This window comes from Ensifer adhaerens (assembly GCF_028993555.1).
Lineage (GTDB): Bacteria > Pseudomonadota > Alphaproteobacteria > Rhizobiales > Rhizobiaceae > Ensifer > Ensifer adhaerens_I.
This window is the reverse complement of sequence record NZ_CP118611.1, coordinates 99919-118354: the sequence shown is the minus strand read 5'-3', so window position 1 is coordinate 118354 and position 18436 is coordinate 99919. Positions and strand designations below refer to the sequence as shown.

The window sequence follows — 18436 nt, the reverse complement described above, 5'->3', positions numbered from 1 at the left end:
AGTTCATCTATTCGGAACTTACGAACAGCCACATCAGCGTTCTGCCCATGCAATGGCAGCAGGCCTTGGGCTCAAAGCCATGCGCGCAACGCACGTTCTCCCCCTGCTGCCACTAACTTGAGATGCCGGACGGGGAACACCGCGCCAATCGGGCCAGGCGTCGACCGGGCGGATGAAGCCGAGATTGATCTGGCGTTCTCAAGCCGCGGATGATGTCGTTAGCCAACCCACTTACAGTGACGCCGCTTCCAGGTGAGCGCCCTCAAAACGCTCGTTCATCGCAAGGATCGATCCTAGATCCGGCATCAGGCATGCGGCTGTCGCCAGTGCGTCGGCTATGGCGGCGGATGGCGCCGAGACCGACACAGAGCGCCAGTTTGCCGGCGCGGGCATTCCGGTCACGGGGTCGAGAATATGTCCGTCTCTGGCTGCCTGATCGAAGGTTGTGCCCAGAGGGGCGGAGGTAGCCAGCGCGCGCTGGCGCAGCGGCAGGCGCTCGCCCGATTCCAATCGGACCGGCCATCCTCCACCGCCCGGCTGTCCACCGAGCGCGCGGAACTCGCCGGTGTCGATCAGAATGTCCGTCAGGCCCTCAGCATCGAGCAATACCGCTACCCTGTCGGCAACATATCCTTGGCCGATGCCGTTCAACGTCAGCGCCATGCCCGGATGCAGTGTGATCGCTGCTGCTTCAAGCCTTACCTTGCCCCAGCCGACGTTGGTAAGCACTCGATCAACTTCTGCCGAGCCGGGTCGCGTGCCGTTTGCGGCCGATTCTGCCCAGAGCGTCCAGAGCGGCTGCACCGTCGGATCGAAGCGCCCGCCGCTCGCTCGTTGGACTGCGTCGGCCAGTGACAAACATTCCAAAAGCTCGAACGGCGGGTCTTGAAGATGACCATCGCGGTTCAACCGCGAAAGTGCGCTGTGCGGACGGTAAAGGCTGAGGATGTCTTCCAGGCGGTTGATCTCCGCCATGACCCGGGCGACGATGGTGTCGGCCTCAGGATGTTCAATCCGGATCGAGGCGCGCGCGCCAAGAGCCTGACCTGTCCAGAAGCGGGTTGCCGCGTTGGCGTGGGCGATCGCGGGCGCTGTTGCCAGAACTGCAGAAATTGCGATCAGGCGGCGTCGGGTCAGCATCATGGGATCAACCTCCGGCTGGATGGGGCAGCGTGCGCAGACGGCCGAGATAATCGTCGTCGTCCGCTCCCTGTTCCGAGCCGGTCTCCACCGGGGTCAGAACCATGGCATCGGTAACATCAGCGAGTGCGAGCACCTGGCCGCCCTCGGCAAGGACGAAGGCCGCAGCCCCTTCGCGGCTTGAAAAGGGAACGGCTTCCGGCGCACCCATGCCACCCCGCCGGGTGGATCCAACGACGTAGAACGCCTTGTCTGCGGCAATCCAGTTGCCGTCACCGGGCTGGTCCCAGGTTGCCCCTGCGGCACCCATGTCATTGACATAGATGACGAGGATCGGCGCAATCTGCTCCGGCCCGCGGGCATAGGCGATGGCATCGCGCACCTGACTGAAGAAGAGCGGCGCCGGGCTTCCTTCAAGAAAGATCTGGGCCTTCGGGCCGGGGTGCTCCAGAAGGTTCATCTGACAATAGTGACCGAGGGTCTCGGGCGTCATGTCCTGCGGCACTATGCTTTGGGCTACGTCCTCCTTGCAGGAGGAAAGTAGCGCCAAGGCGGCAGCGAGCAGCACGAAGCGAAGTCGGTTCCTCACGGGGTCACCTTTCGGAAAGCAGCAACAGCAAGTGCGATGGCAACGGGTGGCCAGAGGAAAAGGGAGGCCGCTGACTGCCAGAGCGGGATCGTGCCCGCGGCACCACCCAGTCCGCCGGCGGCGGAAACAGCTTGTGCGGCCGAGAGATTGAAAACGCGAAAGGCATCGGCCGGGTTGGCGAGCAGCGCAACGGGCAATGCCTGTGTGGTGAAAGCACCGCCTCCATCCGTCACGATAAGCGCCAACAAAGCGAGGTCGTAGAGCACCACCGCCACCAGCCAGAGGGCGATGGCCAACCCCGCCGCCCCCGACGGCCGTCGCGCCAAGGCCGAGAGTGCGTAGCCTGTGCCAAGAAATGTCGCGCCCAGCAGCACCGAGGACCAGATCAGCCGCCACAACGCGCCGAGCCCCTTGGTCGCACCAGGATCGAACCAGACGGCTGCGAGCGCAGCCACGCCATAGCCGAGTGTCACTGCAAGACCGAGGATTGCGAGATGCGCCAGAAGTTTGCCAAGCAGGATCTGCAGGCGCGAGACGGGATAGGTGAGAAGCAGTGGCAGCGTGCCGCGCTCCACCTCGCCCGCCACCGCGTCAAAACTCATCAGCAATGCCAGCAACGGAACCAGATACACCGCAAGCGACGTAAGCGAGGCGACCGTCACGGAGAGCCGGTCGATGCCGACATCGCCCGTCGGGGCAGAGCCGGCTGCGGCCAGCACCAGAGCGAACAGCACCATCATGCCCGTGGCGATAGAGACCCACCGATTGCGGAAAGCGATGCGGAATTCGCTGACGGCGGTGGCGAGGATGCGGTTCATTGCCCGTCCCTCCGGCTGAAATGACTGTAGATATCCTCGAGGCTGGGTGGAATGACATCGAGATCGGCAACGGTGCTCCCGAGTGCCGCGATCCGGGCAAGGAGCGGCAGTTTTTCCGACTGCGAGCCGCTAAGGCGCAAGAGACCATCCGCCCCCTGCACGCCCTCGGGGAAGGTTGCTGCCAGCGCCGGCGCATGGCCCTGCGCAGGGCGGACGGAAAAGGCGACCGGAAGTGCCGCACGGGTGCGAAGCTCGGCAAGCGTGCCCTCGGCCACCAGTTCCCCACCGGAAAGGATGAGGATGCGGTCCGTGCGGGCCTCCACCTCGGTCAAAACGTGGGAGGAGAGCAGGATGGCGGTTCCCTCGGCGGCCAACCCGTCGAGCAGGTCATAGAAGTCCCGTCGCGACACAGGGTCGAGGCCCGAGGTTGGTTCATCCAGCACCAGGAGACGAGGGCGACCGATCAGGGTCTGGGCCAGGCCCACGCGCTGGCGCATGCCCTTGGAATAGGTGCCGATCCGCCGCCGCGCCGCGTGACCAAGCCCGACCCGGGCAAGAAGCTCTGTGGCCAGCCTCGGGCTTTCGCCACGCAATGCAAGATATTGGCGAAGCTGCTCCTCTCCCGTCAGAGCCGGGTGAAAGGCGACATTTTCCGGCAGATACGCCACCTGCGTCCGCGCGGCGGGCGAACCGGGGGCCGTGCCGCAGACCGAGACCTCGCCGCTGTCGAAGGGGATGAGACCAAGCACAATCTTCATCATCGTCGATTTGCCGGCGCCGTTATGGCCGAGCAGTGCCGCGCGCCGTCCCGGCTCCAGCGCCAGGGAAACGGACTTCAGCGCTTCCACGGATTGGAAGCGCTTAGTGAGCCTGGAGATTGTCAGCGTCGGTGTCATCGTAATTTCCTTCAGTCCAGCGCCCTTCGGCCTCCGCTTCGTAGGCAAGAATGTCGAGGGGGACAGGGATGGTCAGGGGGCGCATCAGCGGCGCGCTATCGCGCACGCCTCCGGGAAGCGTGGCGGGAAAATCCCGCTGGCTCCAGCGAACGAGCTGAACGGCGGGCGAGCCGGTGAGCAGGCTTGCCGCCGGCTGCGACCAGAGGATCTGGTCCATCAGATCGTTGGGGCGATAGAAACTGTCGGCAATGCCGTCGCCGTTGAGGTCGAAGGCCGGATGATCGGACCAGAAATTCCCCCGGCCTTCATGGCTCCATTCCATATTGCGGGTGCCGACATATTTTACCTGCTCGCGGTTGGCGACGAAGGCGTTGCCTGTCAGCACATTCTTCTCCGAACCGGCGGTGAAATGAATGCCGATGCCGCAGCTCTCGAAGCGGTTTCCCCAGATCAGGTTCTTGTGGGCATTGTAGATGAAGAGGCATTTCTTCGTGCCTCCGCGCACCAGATTGCCTGACACGTCGGCATTGTTGGCATAGTTCAGCATCAGCCCGTGCTCACGGTCGCCGAGGCTGAGATTATTCAGGATCTTCGCGCGATTGGAGAACATGATCGCGAAGCCGAGATGGTTCCCGATCGAGATGTTGTCGGAAACCTCGGTGTTGCGGGTGTACATGAAGTGCACGGCAAAGCGCAGGTCGCGCATGATGTTGCGGCGATAGATGCTATCTGCGCTGGCGTTGGAAAAGATGCCGTCGCGACCGTAGCGGATGACGTTGTCTTCGAGCAGCGCACCGGGGCTGTTCCAGACATAGATGCCGTTGCCACGCTCGTTCATGCGGGGGCTGCGCGTACCGACGATCTCGTTCGCCGCGACAACAGCGCCGCGGCCGCCATGGACGTCAATTCCGTGCATATTGTCGGTGACAAGCAGTTTTTCGACGCGGGCGCGATCGGCGCCTTGAACGATTTTGACCCCGGCGTCGAGATCCTGGTTGATGCGGCCCGAACCGGTAACGGTGAAACCGGTCAAGGTTACATCCGGCGCGGTAATCGTCACCACGCTGCCCTGTCCGCGCCCATTCACCACCGCTCCGCGCGGACCGGTCACCGTCAGTGGCCGGTCGATGGTGACGGGGCCGGCGTAGACCCCGTCGGTCAGTATCAGCACATCGCCGGGTTGAGCCCCGGCGATGGCTTCGGCAAGACTGCCCGCACCCGGCACGACTGCGCGCTCCGCCGCGCAGAGCGGAGAGGCAAGAAGAAAGCCGACCAGGAGAACGGACAGCCGCATCGATCAGGCGCCCTTCGGTTCCACGAACATGCGGCCGCGCATTTCCATATGCAGGGCATGGCAGAACCATTGGCAATAGTACCAGTAGACGCCAGGGTTGGCCGCGACGAAGGTGACGGAACTCGTCTGCTGCGGCCCGATCTCCATCGCCACACCGTGATTGCCCATGGTGAAGCCATGGGTAAGGTCATCGATCTCATCGAGATTGGTGACGATAACCGTGACCTCGTCGCCCTCCTTCACCGTGAAGCTCGGCTGGCTGAAGCTGGGCGCGACCGAGGTCATGTAGACGCGAACCTTGTTGCCGTCACGGATCACGGCCTCGGTCCATTCGTCGATGTTGACCTCATCGGCCTCGGCCTGCTTGCGCGTTTCGGCCCACAGCGGATCCTTGCGATCCCAGACCGAGCGGATGTTCGGCAGGATCGAGGGGGCGACGGCGATTGCGTCATGCGGCTCGGCGAAGGTCGGGCCGTCATGCACCAGCACCATCTTGTCACCGGAAATGTCGATCAACTGATCGTTTTCCGGCTTTAGCGGGCCGACATTCAGGAACCGGTCCTTCGAGAATTTGCACAGGCAAACGAGCCAGTCGCTAGCAGCATCCAACGTCTCGCCCATCACCGTCTTCAAATGGCCGGGCTGATACTGAACGTCGAGCTTGTCCTTGATCGGATTGATCTTCTCACCGGCGTAGGCGCGGATGGCCTCATCGATGTTCCACTTCACCACCTGGCTGTCGAGGAAGAGCGAGGTATAGGCGTTGCCGCGTCCGTCGAAAGCCGTGTGCAACGGGCCGAGGCCCAGTTCAGGTTCCGCCACCACGGCGCTGCGCGGCTCGGCATTGTCGTAGAACAGGGCATCGAACTTCGTCACGTCCAGCACGGTGACGGTGGGCGAGAGTTTGCCGGCGACGCACAGATGCTTCCTGTCCGGCGCCATGTTGCAGCCGTGCGGATTGTTGGCGATCGGGATGTAGCGCGTGAAAAGCGACTTGGCCTCCTTGCGCCCGTCCACCACCTTGACGCCGTTGATTTCCTCATATTGCCCGGCCGCAATCGCCTTCTCGATTTCGGCGAGATTGAAGACGACGACATGGTCCATCTCGGACTTGGTCATCTCTTCCAGCGACATGCCCATTTCGGAATTGTAGCTGGTGGAGAACGCCCACTTGCCCTCGTAGTCGGCATCGCAATTGTCGAGGTTGCCCGATACCTTCACCTGCCAGGCGACCTCCCACTTGTCGGCATCGACAGCGGTGAAGATGTTCACGTAGGTCGCCACGTCCGTCATCGTCGAGCCGTCATTGACGAGCGGCGCCTCGTCCTCACCGTTGCAGAACACATAGTTCGAACGCGGCCATTTCTGCGGACGCATGCCGTGGATACCCTTGGCGTTGGGAATCTCCAGGATGGCATCGGTTTTCATCACGTCGCAGCGCACGCGCGCAACGCGCGTATTGGCCTTGTCGTTCATGAACAGGTAACGGCCGTCATATTTGCCGTCGGTGAAGGACATGTGGACGTGGTGCAGGTCGCCGTTGTCGTGAATTTTCTTGCCGTTCGCGGCAAGCTGCTTCTTCGTCTTCTCCGTCATCGTGCGCTGATGGATCCGGATCGATTCATTGGTCTGCCCCCAACCGGTGGCCGAGCAACGGTTGAACACCGGTACGCGCATCAGTTCGCGCATCGAGGGAATGCCGAGTATGCGCATCTCACCGCTCTGACCGGAGGACCAGAAGCCGTAATAGTCGTCCAGCTTGCCCGGTGCGACCGCGCCGTCGGCACCTGTCGCCGCACGGGCCGGTGTCGCCAACCCTGCAGCACCGAGGCTGAGTGCAGCCGGCCCTACAGTGCCCGCCAGGATGGCGCTGCCTGCAGTCGCGCTAAAAAGCGCTCGGCGGCTTAGTCCCTTGTGTTCCTTTGATTCCATGATCTGGTTCCTTTTTGCTTGAACCTTGGCTTCGGTTAAACTTTGGCTGCGGGTTGATGGGTCGGCACGCCGCCCGGGCTTGCCGCAAGCTTCGCCCGCGACTTCATCTTCTTGATCACGACGGGGCAGACGGTTTCGGACTGATAGAGCACCTGGCAGTGCAGACAGTTGATGCACTCGTTCGGATTGATCTCGCCGGTCCGGTGGATCGCCTGCACCGGGCACTGGTGGGCGCAGGTCTGGCAGGGGTTCCCGCATTCATGGTAGCGCTTCAGCCAGTCGAACATGCGCATCCGCGCCGGAATCGCCAGCGCTGCGCCCAGCGGGCAGAGGTAGCGGCAATAGAACCGCTCGACGAAGAGCCCGGCGACGAGAAGTGCGACGGCATAGGCCACGAACGGCCAGGCGCGGATGAACTTCAGGATGATCGCTGTCTTGAATGGCTCGATCTCGGCCAGGTGTTCTGCCTGCTCGACACTGATCAGCGAGATCCCGAAAAGACCGAGGAAGATCATGTATTTGATCGGCCAGAGCCGCTCGTGCAGACCCCAGGGCAATGTCCATTGCGGGATACGAAGCTTGCGCGCGATCTGGTTGGTCAATTCCTGCAGCGCGCCGAACGGGCAGAGCCAGCCGCAATAGGCGCCGCGTCCCCAGAACAGGAGGGCCGCGGCAACGGCAAACCACAGGATGAAGGTAAGCGGATCGAGCAGGAAAGCCTGCCAGCTGAAGCCGTTGACGAGACTCCCGAAGAGCGCCATCAGATTGACGACCGAAAGCTGCGCGTTGGCATACCAGCCAAGGAAGACCAGCGTCACCGTCAGGAAGATTATGCGGAAAATGTAGAACGCCCTCGCGTTCCTCACCGCAAAGGTCTGGAAGAAGAATACCCCCGTCAGCACGACCAGCATGGCGCCCAGAACGACAATCTTCAGCTTCGAGTCGTCCCAGATGCGTTTCCACAGGTCGGCCTGTGCAGTCCCCTCGTCACGATCGGTAGCAGCGGCAACGTCCTTCACCGGTGGCGCGACAGCACGCAGATACTGCTGCGGAAGCTGGTAACCCAGATCGAAGGTATGAAAGACCTTTTCGACCGGTCCAACCTCGCGCTGCGCCAGGAGTTGTATGCGGAAAGGTTTTGTCGGGTCGAAGCCGAGGCCTGCTGGAATGCGGAACAGGTCCATCTCGTTGAATTCCGGCGCGCCGGCAAGCGCGATTGCCCCCAGGCGACGATGGTCGCGATCACGGAAACGAACGGAAACATCGTCCTGGATCAGCACGATGCGATCAAAGATGCCGCCGCGCACATAGCCTGAGCCCTTGAAGGAATAGAGCCCCCGCGCCACCACGGCGATGGCGTGTTCGCCTTCGCCGAGCCAGGCCTCAAGGTTTTTCTCCTCCGCTGACCCGAGAAGGGCCTTGCCGATTGCGGGAACCGAAACCAGTGCCGCCTGCATCTCGATGAACGTGGTTTCCGGCGCTTGTCCAATCGCGCGCTCGCGGGCGCGCTCATCGGGATGGCCGGCGAAAGCAGCATTGACCTGCGCAACGTCGAGCGACAGGCGGCGCAACGTGCCGTCACCCTCTGCCGCGGTCCAGTCGGCAGGCGCGGCAGCCGCGGGATCGATCTCAAAGCGCGGGCCGGCATTGTCCGCTTCCGGCTTCAATCCACCGAGGCCGAGCGCACGCGCGACCTTAAGCCCGGATCGGACGATCGAGTCGTCGATGACCATTACGGTCACCGTCGCGCCGGAGATGATATCCACGTCATGGGTCGTGCCGCCGGATTTCGCCTCGGCGACGAGATCGAGGCCGGCGTAACCGGCTACAAGCGCCTTTACCTTGGCATCCGGAATGCCGATGAGGACGATGGGCTCCGAATGTTTCACCAGCCGGACGCCGACGATCTTCGCATCCTTGTCCACCGCCACGAGGGTATGGATGGGCTTGCCGGAATAACCGGTCGTTCCGACGAAATCCGAGGTGACAAAGACCCACGCCACGGTCTGGCCGCCCTTAAGCACTGGGGCCACCGCCACATCATCACGTACAGCGCCGAAACCGTCCGCACCCGGCACAAGATCCGAGGCTGTCGCGGCAGGCAGATACTTCTGTAACACCGACGCCGCGCTGGCCGGGGCCGCAAGGTACAGGCTGACACAGAGCAGAAGGACAAGACGGAAGAGTTTCATTCCAAGGCGTTTTCCCGCAAATCGTTGCCGGAGGATTGGAACGTTGGCGCGGGACATTCGTTGATCTAGCTCAAACAAACACAACAACTCATGCACGCAGTGATTTTCGGGTGGACCTGGGGAGGGTTGGCGTCATCCCGTCAACCGGCTGGCGCGAGAACAAAACCTTCAAAGTCGGATGGGTCGGCTATGGCCTGCCCTCTCCGCGATATCTGCCAGAGGATAGCTGGGGCCCGTCGACCACAACATTTGCGCGAGTGTGATAAAGTTCTGCCATCGGCTCGGCTCGTGGCGGGCAGATTGATCGCCGCCACGCCTCGTGAGGACACGGCGGCGCCACCTTCGAACCGTGAACGAGTGTCCAGCACCGAGCGACGGGTCGGATTGCGTGCGCAAATCTATCTGAAACTCCGCTTCCTCCCGTAGGGCAAAGCGATGCCGGACAGATCTGTCGGGGCCTCACCCCACCGAACGCGCAACAGCGGCGCCATCGGATGCATCAATGCCGGAGAAACGCGGGAACAGAACGCTGTTTTCCAGATGCATATGCGTGACGAGATCATCGCAGAATTTTTGGACACCGACATAGAGCGCCGTCCAGGACCTGCACGCACCGTCCGGAAGCGCAAATCCATGCGTCAAATGCTCTATCACGGCGAGGCTCCGGCTTTCGCATGCATGATCGTCCCGCATGCCGGCAATCAAATGTTCGATATCCGGATCGGGCTCATGGCGCATCATCGGAAAGAGAGCGAGCTCTTCTCGTGCCATGTGGGGAAGAAGGTGATCCTTGAGGTCGACCAGCGCGTCTGCAAGACCCAGTGGCGCGGAGTGATGCGCACCGTGGACGTGCTCCACCTTTTGCGCAAGCGGGATCAACCATTCCAGATCGGTACGGTGCGTCTGGTGATAACGTTCCAGAATGTGAGCGATGAGTTCGCCCGTACCATCCGGGGCGTCGCGCCTTGCGGCAAGCTCCAGCGCCTGAAGCCGTGCAAGCAGATCAGCGGCCTCTATGCCGGCATCCGCAGCCGCTTCTGCAAGCGGTACGTCGCCGCCACAGCAAAATCCGATACCGTGCTGCCTGAACAGTTCGGCAGCACCGGGAAGCTCGCACGCAATCACTCCGACGGTGGTGTCCAATTCGTACTCGGCCAATGTGCTCTCCTTGACGCCTATAATCGATGTTGAAGCGGGACCGTTTCTGGCCCGTTGATCAAGGGAGAAGCTGGGGCAGTTTTTCCAATCGTTCTTTGTCGAAACGCAACTTCAATCTGGCGAGATCGCAACCGTTGACGATCTGAACGGCACCCAAGGGCCCTAGCCGGTATTGCGGTGACGACGGCGCCAGTTCGCCAGGCGCTCGCGATCGAACGAAAAAACTTCGTCGATCAGCCAGCCAAGCCGTGCGAGCCTGAGCGACGACAGCACCGGGCTCAGGGTTCCCAACGATACTTTATGCGATCCTGACTGCACGACGCGCCCGCACACGACGATCGCATGGCGGGGGCGCCGGCAAGCACCAGCCAGTTACTTCAGAACTTTATTCTGGCGCCGCCAAGAACAGCAAAGCTGTCCTGGAGATCGGCGGTTTCCTGATCTAAGGAGTAGGTCCGGGCCCCAAGGTAGAGTTCCGTCTGCAGATAGTCGAGGTTCTGGACAACCTGCGCCCCAAAGGAATCGCTTTTGCTGCCCCTTCCCGCAATGTCCTTGCCGAAATAGGCATCAACGGAAAATGCTGTCTTGCCGACGTCGAAAATATCGGCCTGATAGCCGACCTTCACGTAGCCATAGTGCCCATCGACCGTCTCCTTGTCGGAATAGGCCGCTGCGAGGGTGAGGCTGAGACCGGTATCGAGATGCAGAACGGAAACGGACGCGTCGTAAATCGAGTTGCCGTCACCTGGCCTCGAAAAGGCAATTGCGGCACCGACCTTGAAGGCATCGTAGGTCTCGTCATAACGAACCGCCATGTCCCAAACGGTGACGTCGGTTTCTTCCGGGACGACCTGCGTGCCGACCGACGTCGCAAAACTGAACCCGCCGAATGAAGGGGTGTCGTAGCGGACGCGGAGCTTTCGGCTGAGGCCGTCATAGTTGGTGAACGCGTCCTTGACTTTGACCGTTGACAATGTCCCGTCATCGTTGCGGAAAAACGGTCCACCGGCCATATCGGAAACAAGCGAATAGCCGACCACGCTTGTTCCAGACAGGTCGACCTCGGCCGTCGTATCCGAGGCCATGCTGCCCTGGCCGAACCAGAATTTGCCATAGTCCTTCGATTCGAGATAGATTTCCGCCTTGCGCAGCAGGTCGGTTCCCCAATCGAAGTGATCCTCGTTCAACTGGTTCACGTTGGTTGTCGAGTAGGGGTTCCATTCCCATTCGAGATTGGCGCCGGACGACCAGCCTTTTTCCATGAGCGTGTAGATGCGAAAGCCCGCACGCGAGGACGAGTTACCGTTGTCGACCGGAAAGTAATTCTCCGTTGTCCCGCCATCATCGTAGACCAGCAGGCCCTTGTTGATCTGACCGTAGAATTCGAAATAGGCATTGTCGTCGCCGACCCGCAGCTTGGGGATCCAATGCTCTTGCGCCTTGCTCGTCTCAGTATTCTGCGTCGCAGGTTTTGACGGTTCCTGCGCCGCCACTGACCCGGCGGCGGCCAGTGCGGCGATGAAGAGCACGGGCGGAGCGATGTATGGTGTCTGTCGCATCTAAAGCACCTTTCAGGTCACTGTCGGCTGGCATCGTCGAATCGCAGTCAGTATTTTCCTTTTTACTGTATAAGTCTGTTGCTAAATCTAACCGCGCAGAACTTTTGCCGCCGCTTGATGGGACCTGCACCTTTTCATCCTGCGATTATACCGACGATCACAGTTCCCCAGGTCGTCAGCAGGATGTGGCCGATGGGGACCGCGGGCGTGTAGCCGAGGACCGCAACGGTGCTCCCGGACCTGTCCTGAACGGCTGCCATGCCGGCTGTCATCGTCTGCGCCCCGGCGAGCCCGCCCAGTAGCAAGATGGGGTTCATTCCAAGCACGTAGCGCCCGAAGTACAGGCCAACAATCATGGGAACCGTGGTGACGATCATGCCGCCGAAGAGCAGCCCGATCCCTGCCTCGGCGATTGCCGAGGCAAACACCGGTCCGGCATGAAGACCGGTCATCGCGACAAAGGCGGCAAGACCAAGCGACGTCATGAGTGATACCGCGGCATCCGGTATTCGGCCGAAGAGTGGGAAGCGCGTACGCAGATGCCCAACGACCAACCCGGCGAGCAGCGTGCCCACGCTGGTGCTGAGGGAAATCCGCATGTCGCCGATGGGAAACGTGACGAGAACACCGACAAGCCCGCCAAGGAAAATTGCAAGGCCGAGCACCAAGAAGTCGGTCGCCGCCGGCGGCGCGACCACGACGCCAATGCGCTTGGCGGCGCTCGAAACAACGGCCTCCGGCCCCACGAGGCGCAGGATATCGCCGCGTTCGACCGTGATCCCTGGCGCTATCGGAATATCCTGGCTCCCACGCGTAATGGCGCGCAGATAAAGGCTACGGGTCCAGCTTTCCTTGGCGACATCGGCGATGCTTCGACCCTTGAGATCAGGGCTCGTCAGCAGCACATCGCAGATCGATACCGGGACATCGAGCAGTTCGCGGTCCTCGATCTCTTCGGCGCGCGGCCCAAGGACACTTACCAACGCTTCCCTCGTCCCGGAGACAGCCACTATATCACCGGGCTCGATCACGATATCCGGAGCCGCCTCGATGATCGTGCCGCCGCGGCGCAGACGCTGAATGAAGAGTCGGTGTTCCGGAAACGTCGCCTCGGCATTGGCTATCGACAGGCCGGCGACTGGTGCGCCATCGGCGATCTGGTAGGCGCGAATCTCGAACCTGTGCCATGCGGAGGAGACACCAGCCGCCTTGCGGGTAATGCCATACTCCTTCTCCAGCTTCAGCGCTTCGGCAACAAGATCGATGCCAAGCAGCCGGGGCCCGACGACGCTACAGAAGAGAATGACGCCAACCGCGCCGAAGACGTAGCAGACAGCGTCAGCCACAGCGATGTGCGCTACGAACCGTGCGCGATCTGCCTCGGGGAGCGGTAGCGCATTGATCGCTTCCGTTGCCGTGCCCATCGCTGGGCTTTCGGTGAGAGAGCCGGAAAGAAGCCCGGCCGCAAAACCGGGATCCAGTCCGAGGAGTTTGGCAACGACGACGGACATGAGCAGCCCGGTGACACAGACGACGACCGCGAGCAGTACGGGTTTCATTCCGTCCCGCTTCAATGCCTGCAAGAATTGTGGCCCGACCGAGTAGCCGATACCGAAGAGGAACAACAGGAACAGGAACGATTTTGCCATGCCGGCAATCGGGACATCGGCGAACTGGCCGATCAAGATGCCAGCAAATAGCGAGCCGGTGACCGGCCCGAGGCTGAAGCCACCGAATTTGAGGCCGCCGATCAGATATCCGATGCTGATAGCCAGGAATACGGCAAGCTCGGGATACCTGTTCAGGAATTGCTCGACCCAAATCATGTCCAGACTAGCCCCCTCGCCCCCGATCCGAAGCCATCACTCGTTCGCTGCCATCCCCAAACCGTCATGCAAAATCGGTACGTCGTCGCGAACCGCGGCGACCAACGGGGTGTCAGTCACCACGCCAATTCGCTCCGGCAGCACCACTCCCCAGAAAGCGCCAGATCGCCATGCGGATAGCCACGCAAAAACAATCGAGCGTCGCCGCATTCCGACGCTACCGTGCTTTTGACTGACGCTTCGCCTTGGCCGCAACTGCATCGGGCTTGACCAGCTTCAGTCCGCGCGCCTTCTCGTAGCCATGGATCTCTTTCACATCCAGTTTGCGCATGAAGTCGATCGTCTCCTGCGTCAGCACCTGACCCGGCACCATGATCGGGAACCCGGGAGGATAGGGAATGACGAAGTTGGCCGAGACCATTTCCGGACCTTCCTTCAGCCTCTTGTCGCACTCGGCTCCGATCAGCGGCACGTATTCGCAAACAGACGCGTCATAGGCGTGGAAGAAGGCGGCACGCATATCGCCCTCCGGCGTCGTCCGGCCCGCATCGCCGCGGTACACCTCATGGAAGTGACTGAAGTTGGGAAGGTCGGGCACATCCGTCATCAGCGACTTCACGCGCGCGGCAAAAGCAGCACGCTCGCCCTCTCCGCCGTCGGCGAGCCGCTCTTCGATACCATTGCAGATCTCCACCAGCACGCGAACGAGGTGTGCAATATCGCTGCGGGTATTGTTGATGTTGGATTGCAGCAACACACTGTTGCGCGACGTCTTGTTCAGCTGGATATCATACTCGTTCGCCAGCAGCCCCTTGAACTGCGTCCCGTCGAAACCAGCCGTTCCGCACACCAGGGTCATGCGCGTAGGATCAAGATAGAACTCATCCTCCTTCATCGCCTTGACCGCCGTGGCCCAAGTAGAGCCGGGCGCCAGGTAGTCCTTAAACCCTGACTGGCGATACTGCGCCGGGATCATCTGATCGGCGCCAAGGACGCGGAAGTATTTCGAGATCAGCGGGTGCTCGTTGACCGCCCGGCGGATCTTCAGCGCGATCTCGATCGCGTTCATCACCAGCCCATAGCCGTCGAGTTCCATCTGCCTGCGTGCAACATCGAGACTGGCGATCAGCTGCTGGTTCGGGCTGGTCGAGGCATGGGTGAAAACCGCCTCGTGGAACTGAGCCTCGACATTGTGAAAATCCACATCCTTGACCAGCAGCATGGATCCCTGACGGATTGCTGACATGGATTTATGCGTGGAGTTGGTCTGGTAGACCCGAAGGCGGACAAGACGCGGATCTGGGATCAGGCGAGCGGCAAGCAGCGCTTCGTCGGAGGGGTTCTTGCCAAGGTCGGCGCGCTGCTTTTCATAGGCGTCGATCGAGGCCGGATCGTGCAGCCAGTCTTCGATATCGGCCGCCGCCCCCATGGCCGTGCGCGGACGCAGGAAGGGCGAAAACCGGGCAAATCCCGACCACGCTTCGTCCCAGAGAAAGATGAGGTCGGGTTTGATGGCGAGGCATTCCTCCATCACCCGCCTGACATTGTACATATGGCCGTCGAAAGTGCAGTTGGTAAGGTCAAGCAGCTTCAAACGTTCGAGGCGACCTTCAGCCTTCAGCGCCAGCAGCGCGCGCTTGATCGTTGCAAGCGGCACGGCGCCATACATCGAATATTCCGTCATCGGGAACGCTTCGACGTAGTAGGGTTGAGCACCCGTCAACACCATGCCGTAGTGGTGGGACTTATGGCAGTTGCGGTCGACCACCGCGATGTCGCCTGGCGCCAGAAGCGCTTGCACGGCCATCTTGTTGGAGGTGGACGTACCGTTGGTCACGAAGAAGACGTGGTCTGCGCCAAAGGCACGGGCGGCCAATTCCTGGGACCGCTTGATGGTTCCGGTTGGCTCCAACAGGCTATCGAGGCCACCGGTCGTCGCGCTGCTTTCCGCGAGGAACAGGTTGAGCCCGTAGAATTCCCCCATGTCGCGGATCCAGTCCGACTTGAAGACGGATTTGCCGCGGGCGATGGGCAAGGCATGAAATGTACCGATCGGCCTGCGCGCATATTTCTTCAGGTTGTCGAAGAAGGGGGTTTCGTAGCGTTCCTGCACTCCCTCAAGGATGGCGAGATGCAGTTCCAGTGGTTCCTCAACCGCGTAGAACACGCGCCTGATGGCATCGGCTGTCGGATCGCCGGCAATCTTCTCGACCTGACGGTCGGAGAGCAAATAGACGTCGAGCTCCGGCCGGATACGCTTCAATCCGCGCGCCAGGCGAAGCGCCGACATGTCCGGCCCCTCGGTTTCTCCGAGCGGATCAAGCACCGAGCGAAGCACCGGCGCGTCGTGGCGCGAGCGGTACGGGAATCCTTCCGCGAGGACGACGGCTATGATGTCGGGGTTCATTGCAGCTGCGCAGAAGGCATCCTCGAACGAACCGACCAAAACGGGCTCGTAGATGAACCCATCCTCCGGCCGGCGCAACCTGCGGATCTCGGTTGCGAAGGCGTCCCATCGGGCGGCCGGCTGGCTGTTGACGAACAGAACTTCGAAATAGGGCCGGCGCCCGCCCGCCTCACCGGTTCCGGGCGGCATGATGTCGGTCACCTCGGTCGCCGACATCTCGTCGTGGACGTCCCACTCGCCCGGGCGGCCTCGATAGGAATGGGTGAGCAACCCGTTGGAGATTCGTCGCGCAAGCTTTGCTGCTCCAACGGCATCATCGGTGGCGATCCGCTCTGCCAGTGCCGAAAGCAATCGCCCCCCCGGATAGGCGTGGTACTCCTCGGCCGCCCTTGCCGCGGCGATGGCCGCCTCCAGCGCTGCCCGCTCGCCACGCTTGGCGGCCCAGGCATCCGCGAGTGTCGTGATCTCGCGCCAATTGTCTGCACGGCCCGAATGGATAAGCAGAAACTGATCAACATGTGCGGTCTTGTTCGGCATAACACGCTCCCAATGCTGTTCCGAAAGGCCTGTCCGCTGCCACCAGTCCGCGGTTCCGGCTCTGAGGCAGCGACAATTCAAATTGCGAAAACCGCGCTCGGCATTGCATCCGTGGAAAGATCCGCAACGCCGCGAAACCGGCCGCCGCGGCGTTTCCGATTGAAATGGTGCCGTAGAGACTAACTATCTGTTTTTACATGCATTATTTAGGAAGGACGCCAAGCGTTCTTCCTGGAGATGCTCTAGGTCATCATCATCACAAGCACCATGCCCCAGATCGTCAGCAGGGTATTGCCGACGGCATAAGTCACGGTGTAGCCGAGCCCAGGGATCTGGCTCTTGGCCCGATCGTTGATCATGCCCAACGAGGCAGTCGTCGTACGTGCGCCGGAGCAGCATCCCAGGAGAATGGCGGGATGAAACCGGAACACGTATTTCCCGACATACATTGCCAGCACCAATGGCACCGTCGTTGCGAAAATCCCCCAAAGGAACAGGCTGAAACCAAGCTGCTGCAGGCCGGCAACAAAACCCGGGCCCGATGATATGCCAACCACGGCAATGAACACGTTGAGGCCGACCGAATTCATGAACCAGACCGTCGAGGTCGGTATGCGCCCGAATTTCGGCCGCACGGAGCGCAGCCAGCCGAAGAAGAGCCCGGAGATCAACGCTCCCCCTGAGGTGGACAACGTAAACGGCACATCGCCGACCTTGTAGACGAGCGCACCGATCAAGCCGCCGATGGCAATTGCAGCACCGATGAAGGCAACGTCGGCAACGTCGCTCGGGCGGTCGGCCACACCCAGTGCTTTGGCGGCAGCCGCCGTGTCCTGCGTTCGCCCGACGATTGTCAGGATATCGCCGCGATGGATCTGCGTGTTCGGAAGGATCGGAATTTCCGTCGCCGTGGCGCCACGGGCGATCCGGCGCAGGAATACACCACGGGACGTCGGCCATTGTGCCAGCTCCGCCAGCGTCTTGCCGTTCGCCTCCTTGGTCGTGACAAGCACATCGACGCCTTCGACCGGCACGGCCAGCAACTCGCGGTCGTCGACTTCCTCTGCCGCTTGACCGATCACGCTTACCAGCACTTCGCGCCGACCGGCCACAGCAACGACGTCGCCTGCCTGGATCACCGTGTCTGCCGTGGCATCCTCGATCTTTCCCCCGCGACGAATACGCTCGATGAAAATCCGCTGCTCAGGGATCATCGATTCGGCTTCGCGTGCGGTCTTGCCGACGACTGGCCCGCCCTCGCGGACGCGATAGGCGCGCAGCTCGTAGTGGTGCCAGGCGGTTCCAGCGCCCCCCGCTTCCTTCTTGCCACCTTGCTCCGCCTCGTAGCGTTTGCATTCCGCCTCCAGGTCGATACGCATGAGCGCAGGACCGATCAACGCCAGCACAATCGCCGATCCGATCGTGCCGAAAATATAGGTGACGGCATAGGCGACGGGCATGGCGTCCAGAAGACGTTTGGTTTCTTCCGGCGCCAGTCCAAGTCGATTGATGGCATCCGTTCCCAGGCCCATTGACGCTGAGATGGTCTGCGAACCTGCATAAAGCCCCAGTGCGGATCCCACGTCGTAACCGGCTATCTTGGCAGCGATGTAGGGCGCTCCGAGGCAAAAGACGCACACAACCGCAGCGAACAACGCCTGCGGAAGGCCATCCTTCGCGATGCCCCGAACGAACTGCGGCCCGACGCCGTAGCCGATCGCAAACAGGAACATCAGAAAGAACGTGGCCTTGAGCGGTGGTGAAATGGTGATCCCGAGCTGGCCGATGATGACGGCAGCAATCAGCGTCGCTGTCACCGCACCGAGGCCGAGGCCTTTGTAGGTGAACGATCCGAAGTAATATCCAAGCGCCAATGAGAGAAATATTGCAATTTCAGGATAAGTGCGAAGCGTGTTTACGAACCAGTCAACCATAGTGCTTCCCCCATTACTCGGAAATCGGGAACCAGATCTGACTAAATGCTGATCGCTATTTTAACGAGAATACACCCTTATCCACTCGTTTCAAGGCGTCATTAGAATAAAATAATATTATATCCGGGACTTTAACGGACGACGGCAGACCAAG

Annotated in this window: 13 protein-coding genes; all 13 read right to left on the bottom strand. The window is 61.2% G+C overall.

Going from position 1 to position 18436, the window contains the following annotated elements:
* Positions 1 to 231 precede the first annotated feature (231 nt).
* Complete coding sequence (locus PWG15_RS20975; protein WP_275025907.1) at positions 232 to 1143, bottom strand: FAD:protein FMN transferase; 912 nt, start codon at positions 1141 to 1143, stop codon at positions 232 to 234.
* A 4-nt stretch (positions 1144 to 1147) separates the two neighbouring features.
* Complete coding sequence (locus PWG15_RS20970; RefSeq protein ID WP_275025906.1) at positions 1148 to 1729, bottom strand: nitrous oxide reductase accessory protein NosL; 582 nt, start codon at positions 1727 to 1729, stop codon at positions 1148 to 1150.
* Positions 1726 to 2547, bottom strand: a complete 822-nt coding sequence (locus PWG15_RS20965) for an ABC transporter permease (RefSeq protein WP_275025904.1) — start codon at positions 2545 to 2547, stop codon at positions 1726 to 1728. The genes PWG15_RS20970 and PWG15_RS20965 overlap by 4 nt, the downstream gene beginning before the upstream one ends.
* Positions 2544 to 3443 carry an ABC transporter ATP-binding protein gene (locus PWG15_RS20960; RefSeq protein ID WP_275025903.1) on the bottom strand — a complete coding sequence of 300 codons (900 nt, stop codon included), beginning with the start codon at positions 3441 to 3443 and terminating at the stop codon, positions 2544 to 2546. The genes PWG15_RS20965 and PWG15_RS20960 overlap by 4 nt, the downstream gene beginning before the upstream one ends.
* Complete coding sequence (locus PWG15_RS20955) at positions 3409 to 4737, bottom strand: nitrous oxide reductase family maturation protein NosD (protein WP_275025902.1); 1329 nt, start codon at positions 4735 to 4737, stop codon at positions 3409 to 3411. The genes PWG15_RS20960 and PWG15_RS20955 overlap by 35 nt, the downstream gene beginning before the upstream one ends.
* Positions 4738 to 4740: 3 nt before the next feature.
* Entirely contained in the window at positions 4741 to 6669 is a 1929-nt protein-coding gene (gene nosZ, locus PWG15_RS20950; RefSeq protein WP_275025901.1) for a TAT-dependent nitrous-oxide reductase, read from the bottom strand.
* 35 nt (positions 6670 to 6704) lie between these two features.
* Positions 6705 to 8861, bottom strand: a complete 2157-nt coding sequence (locus PWG15_RS20945; protein WP_275025900.1) for a NosR/NirI family protein — start codon at positions 8859 to 8861, stop codon at positions 6705 to 6707.
* A 459-nt stretch (positions 8862 to 9320) separates the two neighbouring features.
* Positions 9321 to 10019, bottom strand: a complete 699-nt coding sequence (gene ric / locus PWG15_RS20940; protein ID WP_275025899.1) for an iron-sulfur cluster repair di-iron protein — start codon at positions 10017 to 10019, stop codon at positions 9321 to 9323.
* A 162-nt stretch (positions 10020 to 10181) separates the two neighbouring features.
* A complete protein-coding gene (locus PWG15_RS20935; RefSeq protein ID WP_275025898.1) occupies positions 10182 to 10310 on the bottom strand; it encodes a hypothetical protein in 129 nt (42 codons plus the stop codon).
* A gap of 86 nt (positions 10311 to 10396) precedes the next feature.
* Positions 10397 to 11578 (bottom strand): porin, encoded by a 1182-nt coding sequence (locus PWG15_RS20930; RefSeq protein ID WP_275025897.1) that lies wholly within the window; start codon positions 11576 to 11578, stop codon positions 10397 to 10399.
* A gap of 134 nt (positions 11579 to 11712) precedes the next feature.
* Entirely contained in the window at positions 11713 to 13404 is a 1692-nt protein-coding gene (gene aspT, locus PWG15_RS20925; protein WP_275025895.1) for an aspartate-alanine antiporter, read from the bottom strand.
* A gap of 217 nt (positions 13405 to 13621) precedes the next feature.
* Positions 13622 to 16348, bottom strand: coding sequence for an aminotransferase class I/II-fold pyridoxal phosphate-dependent enzyme (locus PWG15_RS20920; RefSeq protein WP_275025893.1), 2727 nt, complete (start codon positions 16346 to 16348; stop codon positions 13622 to 13624).
* A 242-nt stretch (positions 16349 to 16590) separates the two neighbouring features.
* The gene (aspT, locus tag PWG15_RS20915) at positions 16591 to 18282 is read right to left on the bottom strand and encodes an aspartate-alanine antiporter (RefSeq protein WP_275025892.1); all 1692 of its coding nucleotides are present in this window, start codon (positions 18280 to 18282) and stop codon (positions 16591 to 16593) included.
* Positions 18283 to 18436: the final 154 nt, after the last annotated feature.

Excerpts from the sequence above, each read along its gene's own strand:
- PWG15_RS20975 (WP_275025907.1), bottom strand. The coding sequence starts at position 1,143 with ATGATGCTGACCCGACGCCGCCTGATCGCAATTTCTGCAGTTCTGGCA.
- PWG15_RS20965 (WP_275025904.1), bottom strand. The coding sequence starts at position 2,547 with ATGAACCGCATCCTCGCCACCGCCGTCAGCGAATTCCGCATCGCTTTC.
- PWG15_RS20960 (WP_275025903.1), bottom strand. The coding sequence starts at position 3,443 with ATGACACCGACGCTGACAATCTCCAGGCTCACTAAGCGCTTCCAATCC.
- PWG15_RS20955 (WP_275025902.1), bottom strand. The coding sequence starts at position 4,737 with ATGCGGCTGTCCGTTCTCCTGGTCGGCTTTCTTCTTGCCTCTCCGCTC.
- nosZ (WP_275025901.1), bottom strand. The coding sequence starts at position 6,669 with ATGGAATCAAAGGAACACAAGGGACTAAGCCGCCGAGCGCTTTTTAGC.
- PWG15_RS20945 (WP_275025900.1), bottom strand. The coding sequence starts at position 8,861 with ATGAAACTCTTCCGTCTTGTCCTTCTGCTCTGTGTCAGCCTGTACCTT.
- PWG15_RS20930 (WP_275025897.1), bottom strand. The coding sequence starts at position 11,578 with ATGCGACAGACACCATACATCGCTCCGCCCGTGCTCTTCATCGCCGCA.
- aspT (WP_275025895.1), bottom strand. The coding sequence starts at position 13,404 with ATGATTTGGGTCGAGCAATTCCTGAACAGGTATCCCGAGCTTGCCGTA.
- PWG15_RS20920 (WP_275025893.1), bottom strand. The coding sequence starts at position 16,348 with ATGCCGAACAAGACCGCACATGTTGATCAGTTTCTGCTTATCCATTCG.
- aspT (WP_275025892.1), bottom strand. The coding sequence starts at position 18,282 with ATGGTTGACTGGTTCGTAAACACGCTTCGCACTTATCCTGAAATTGCA.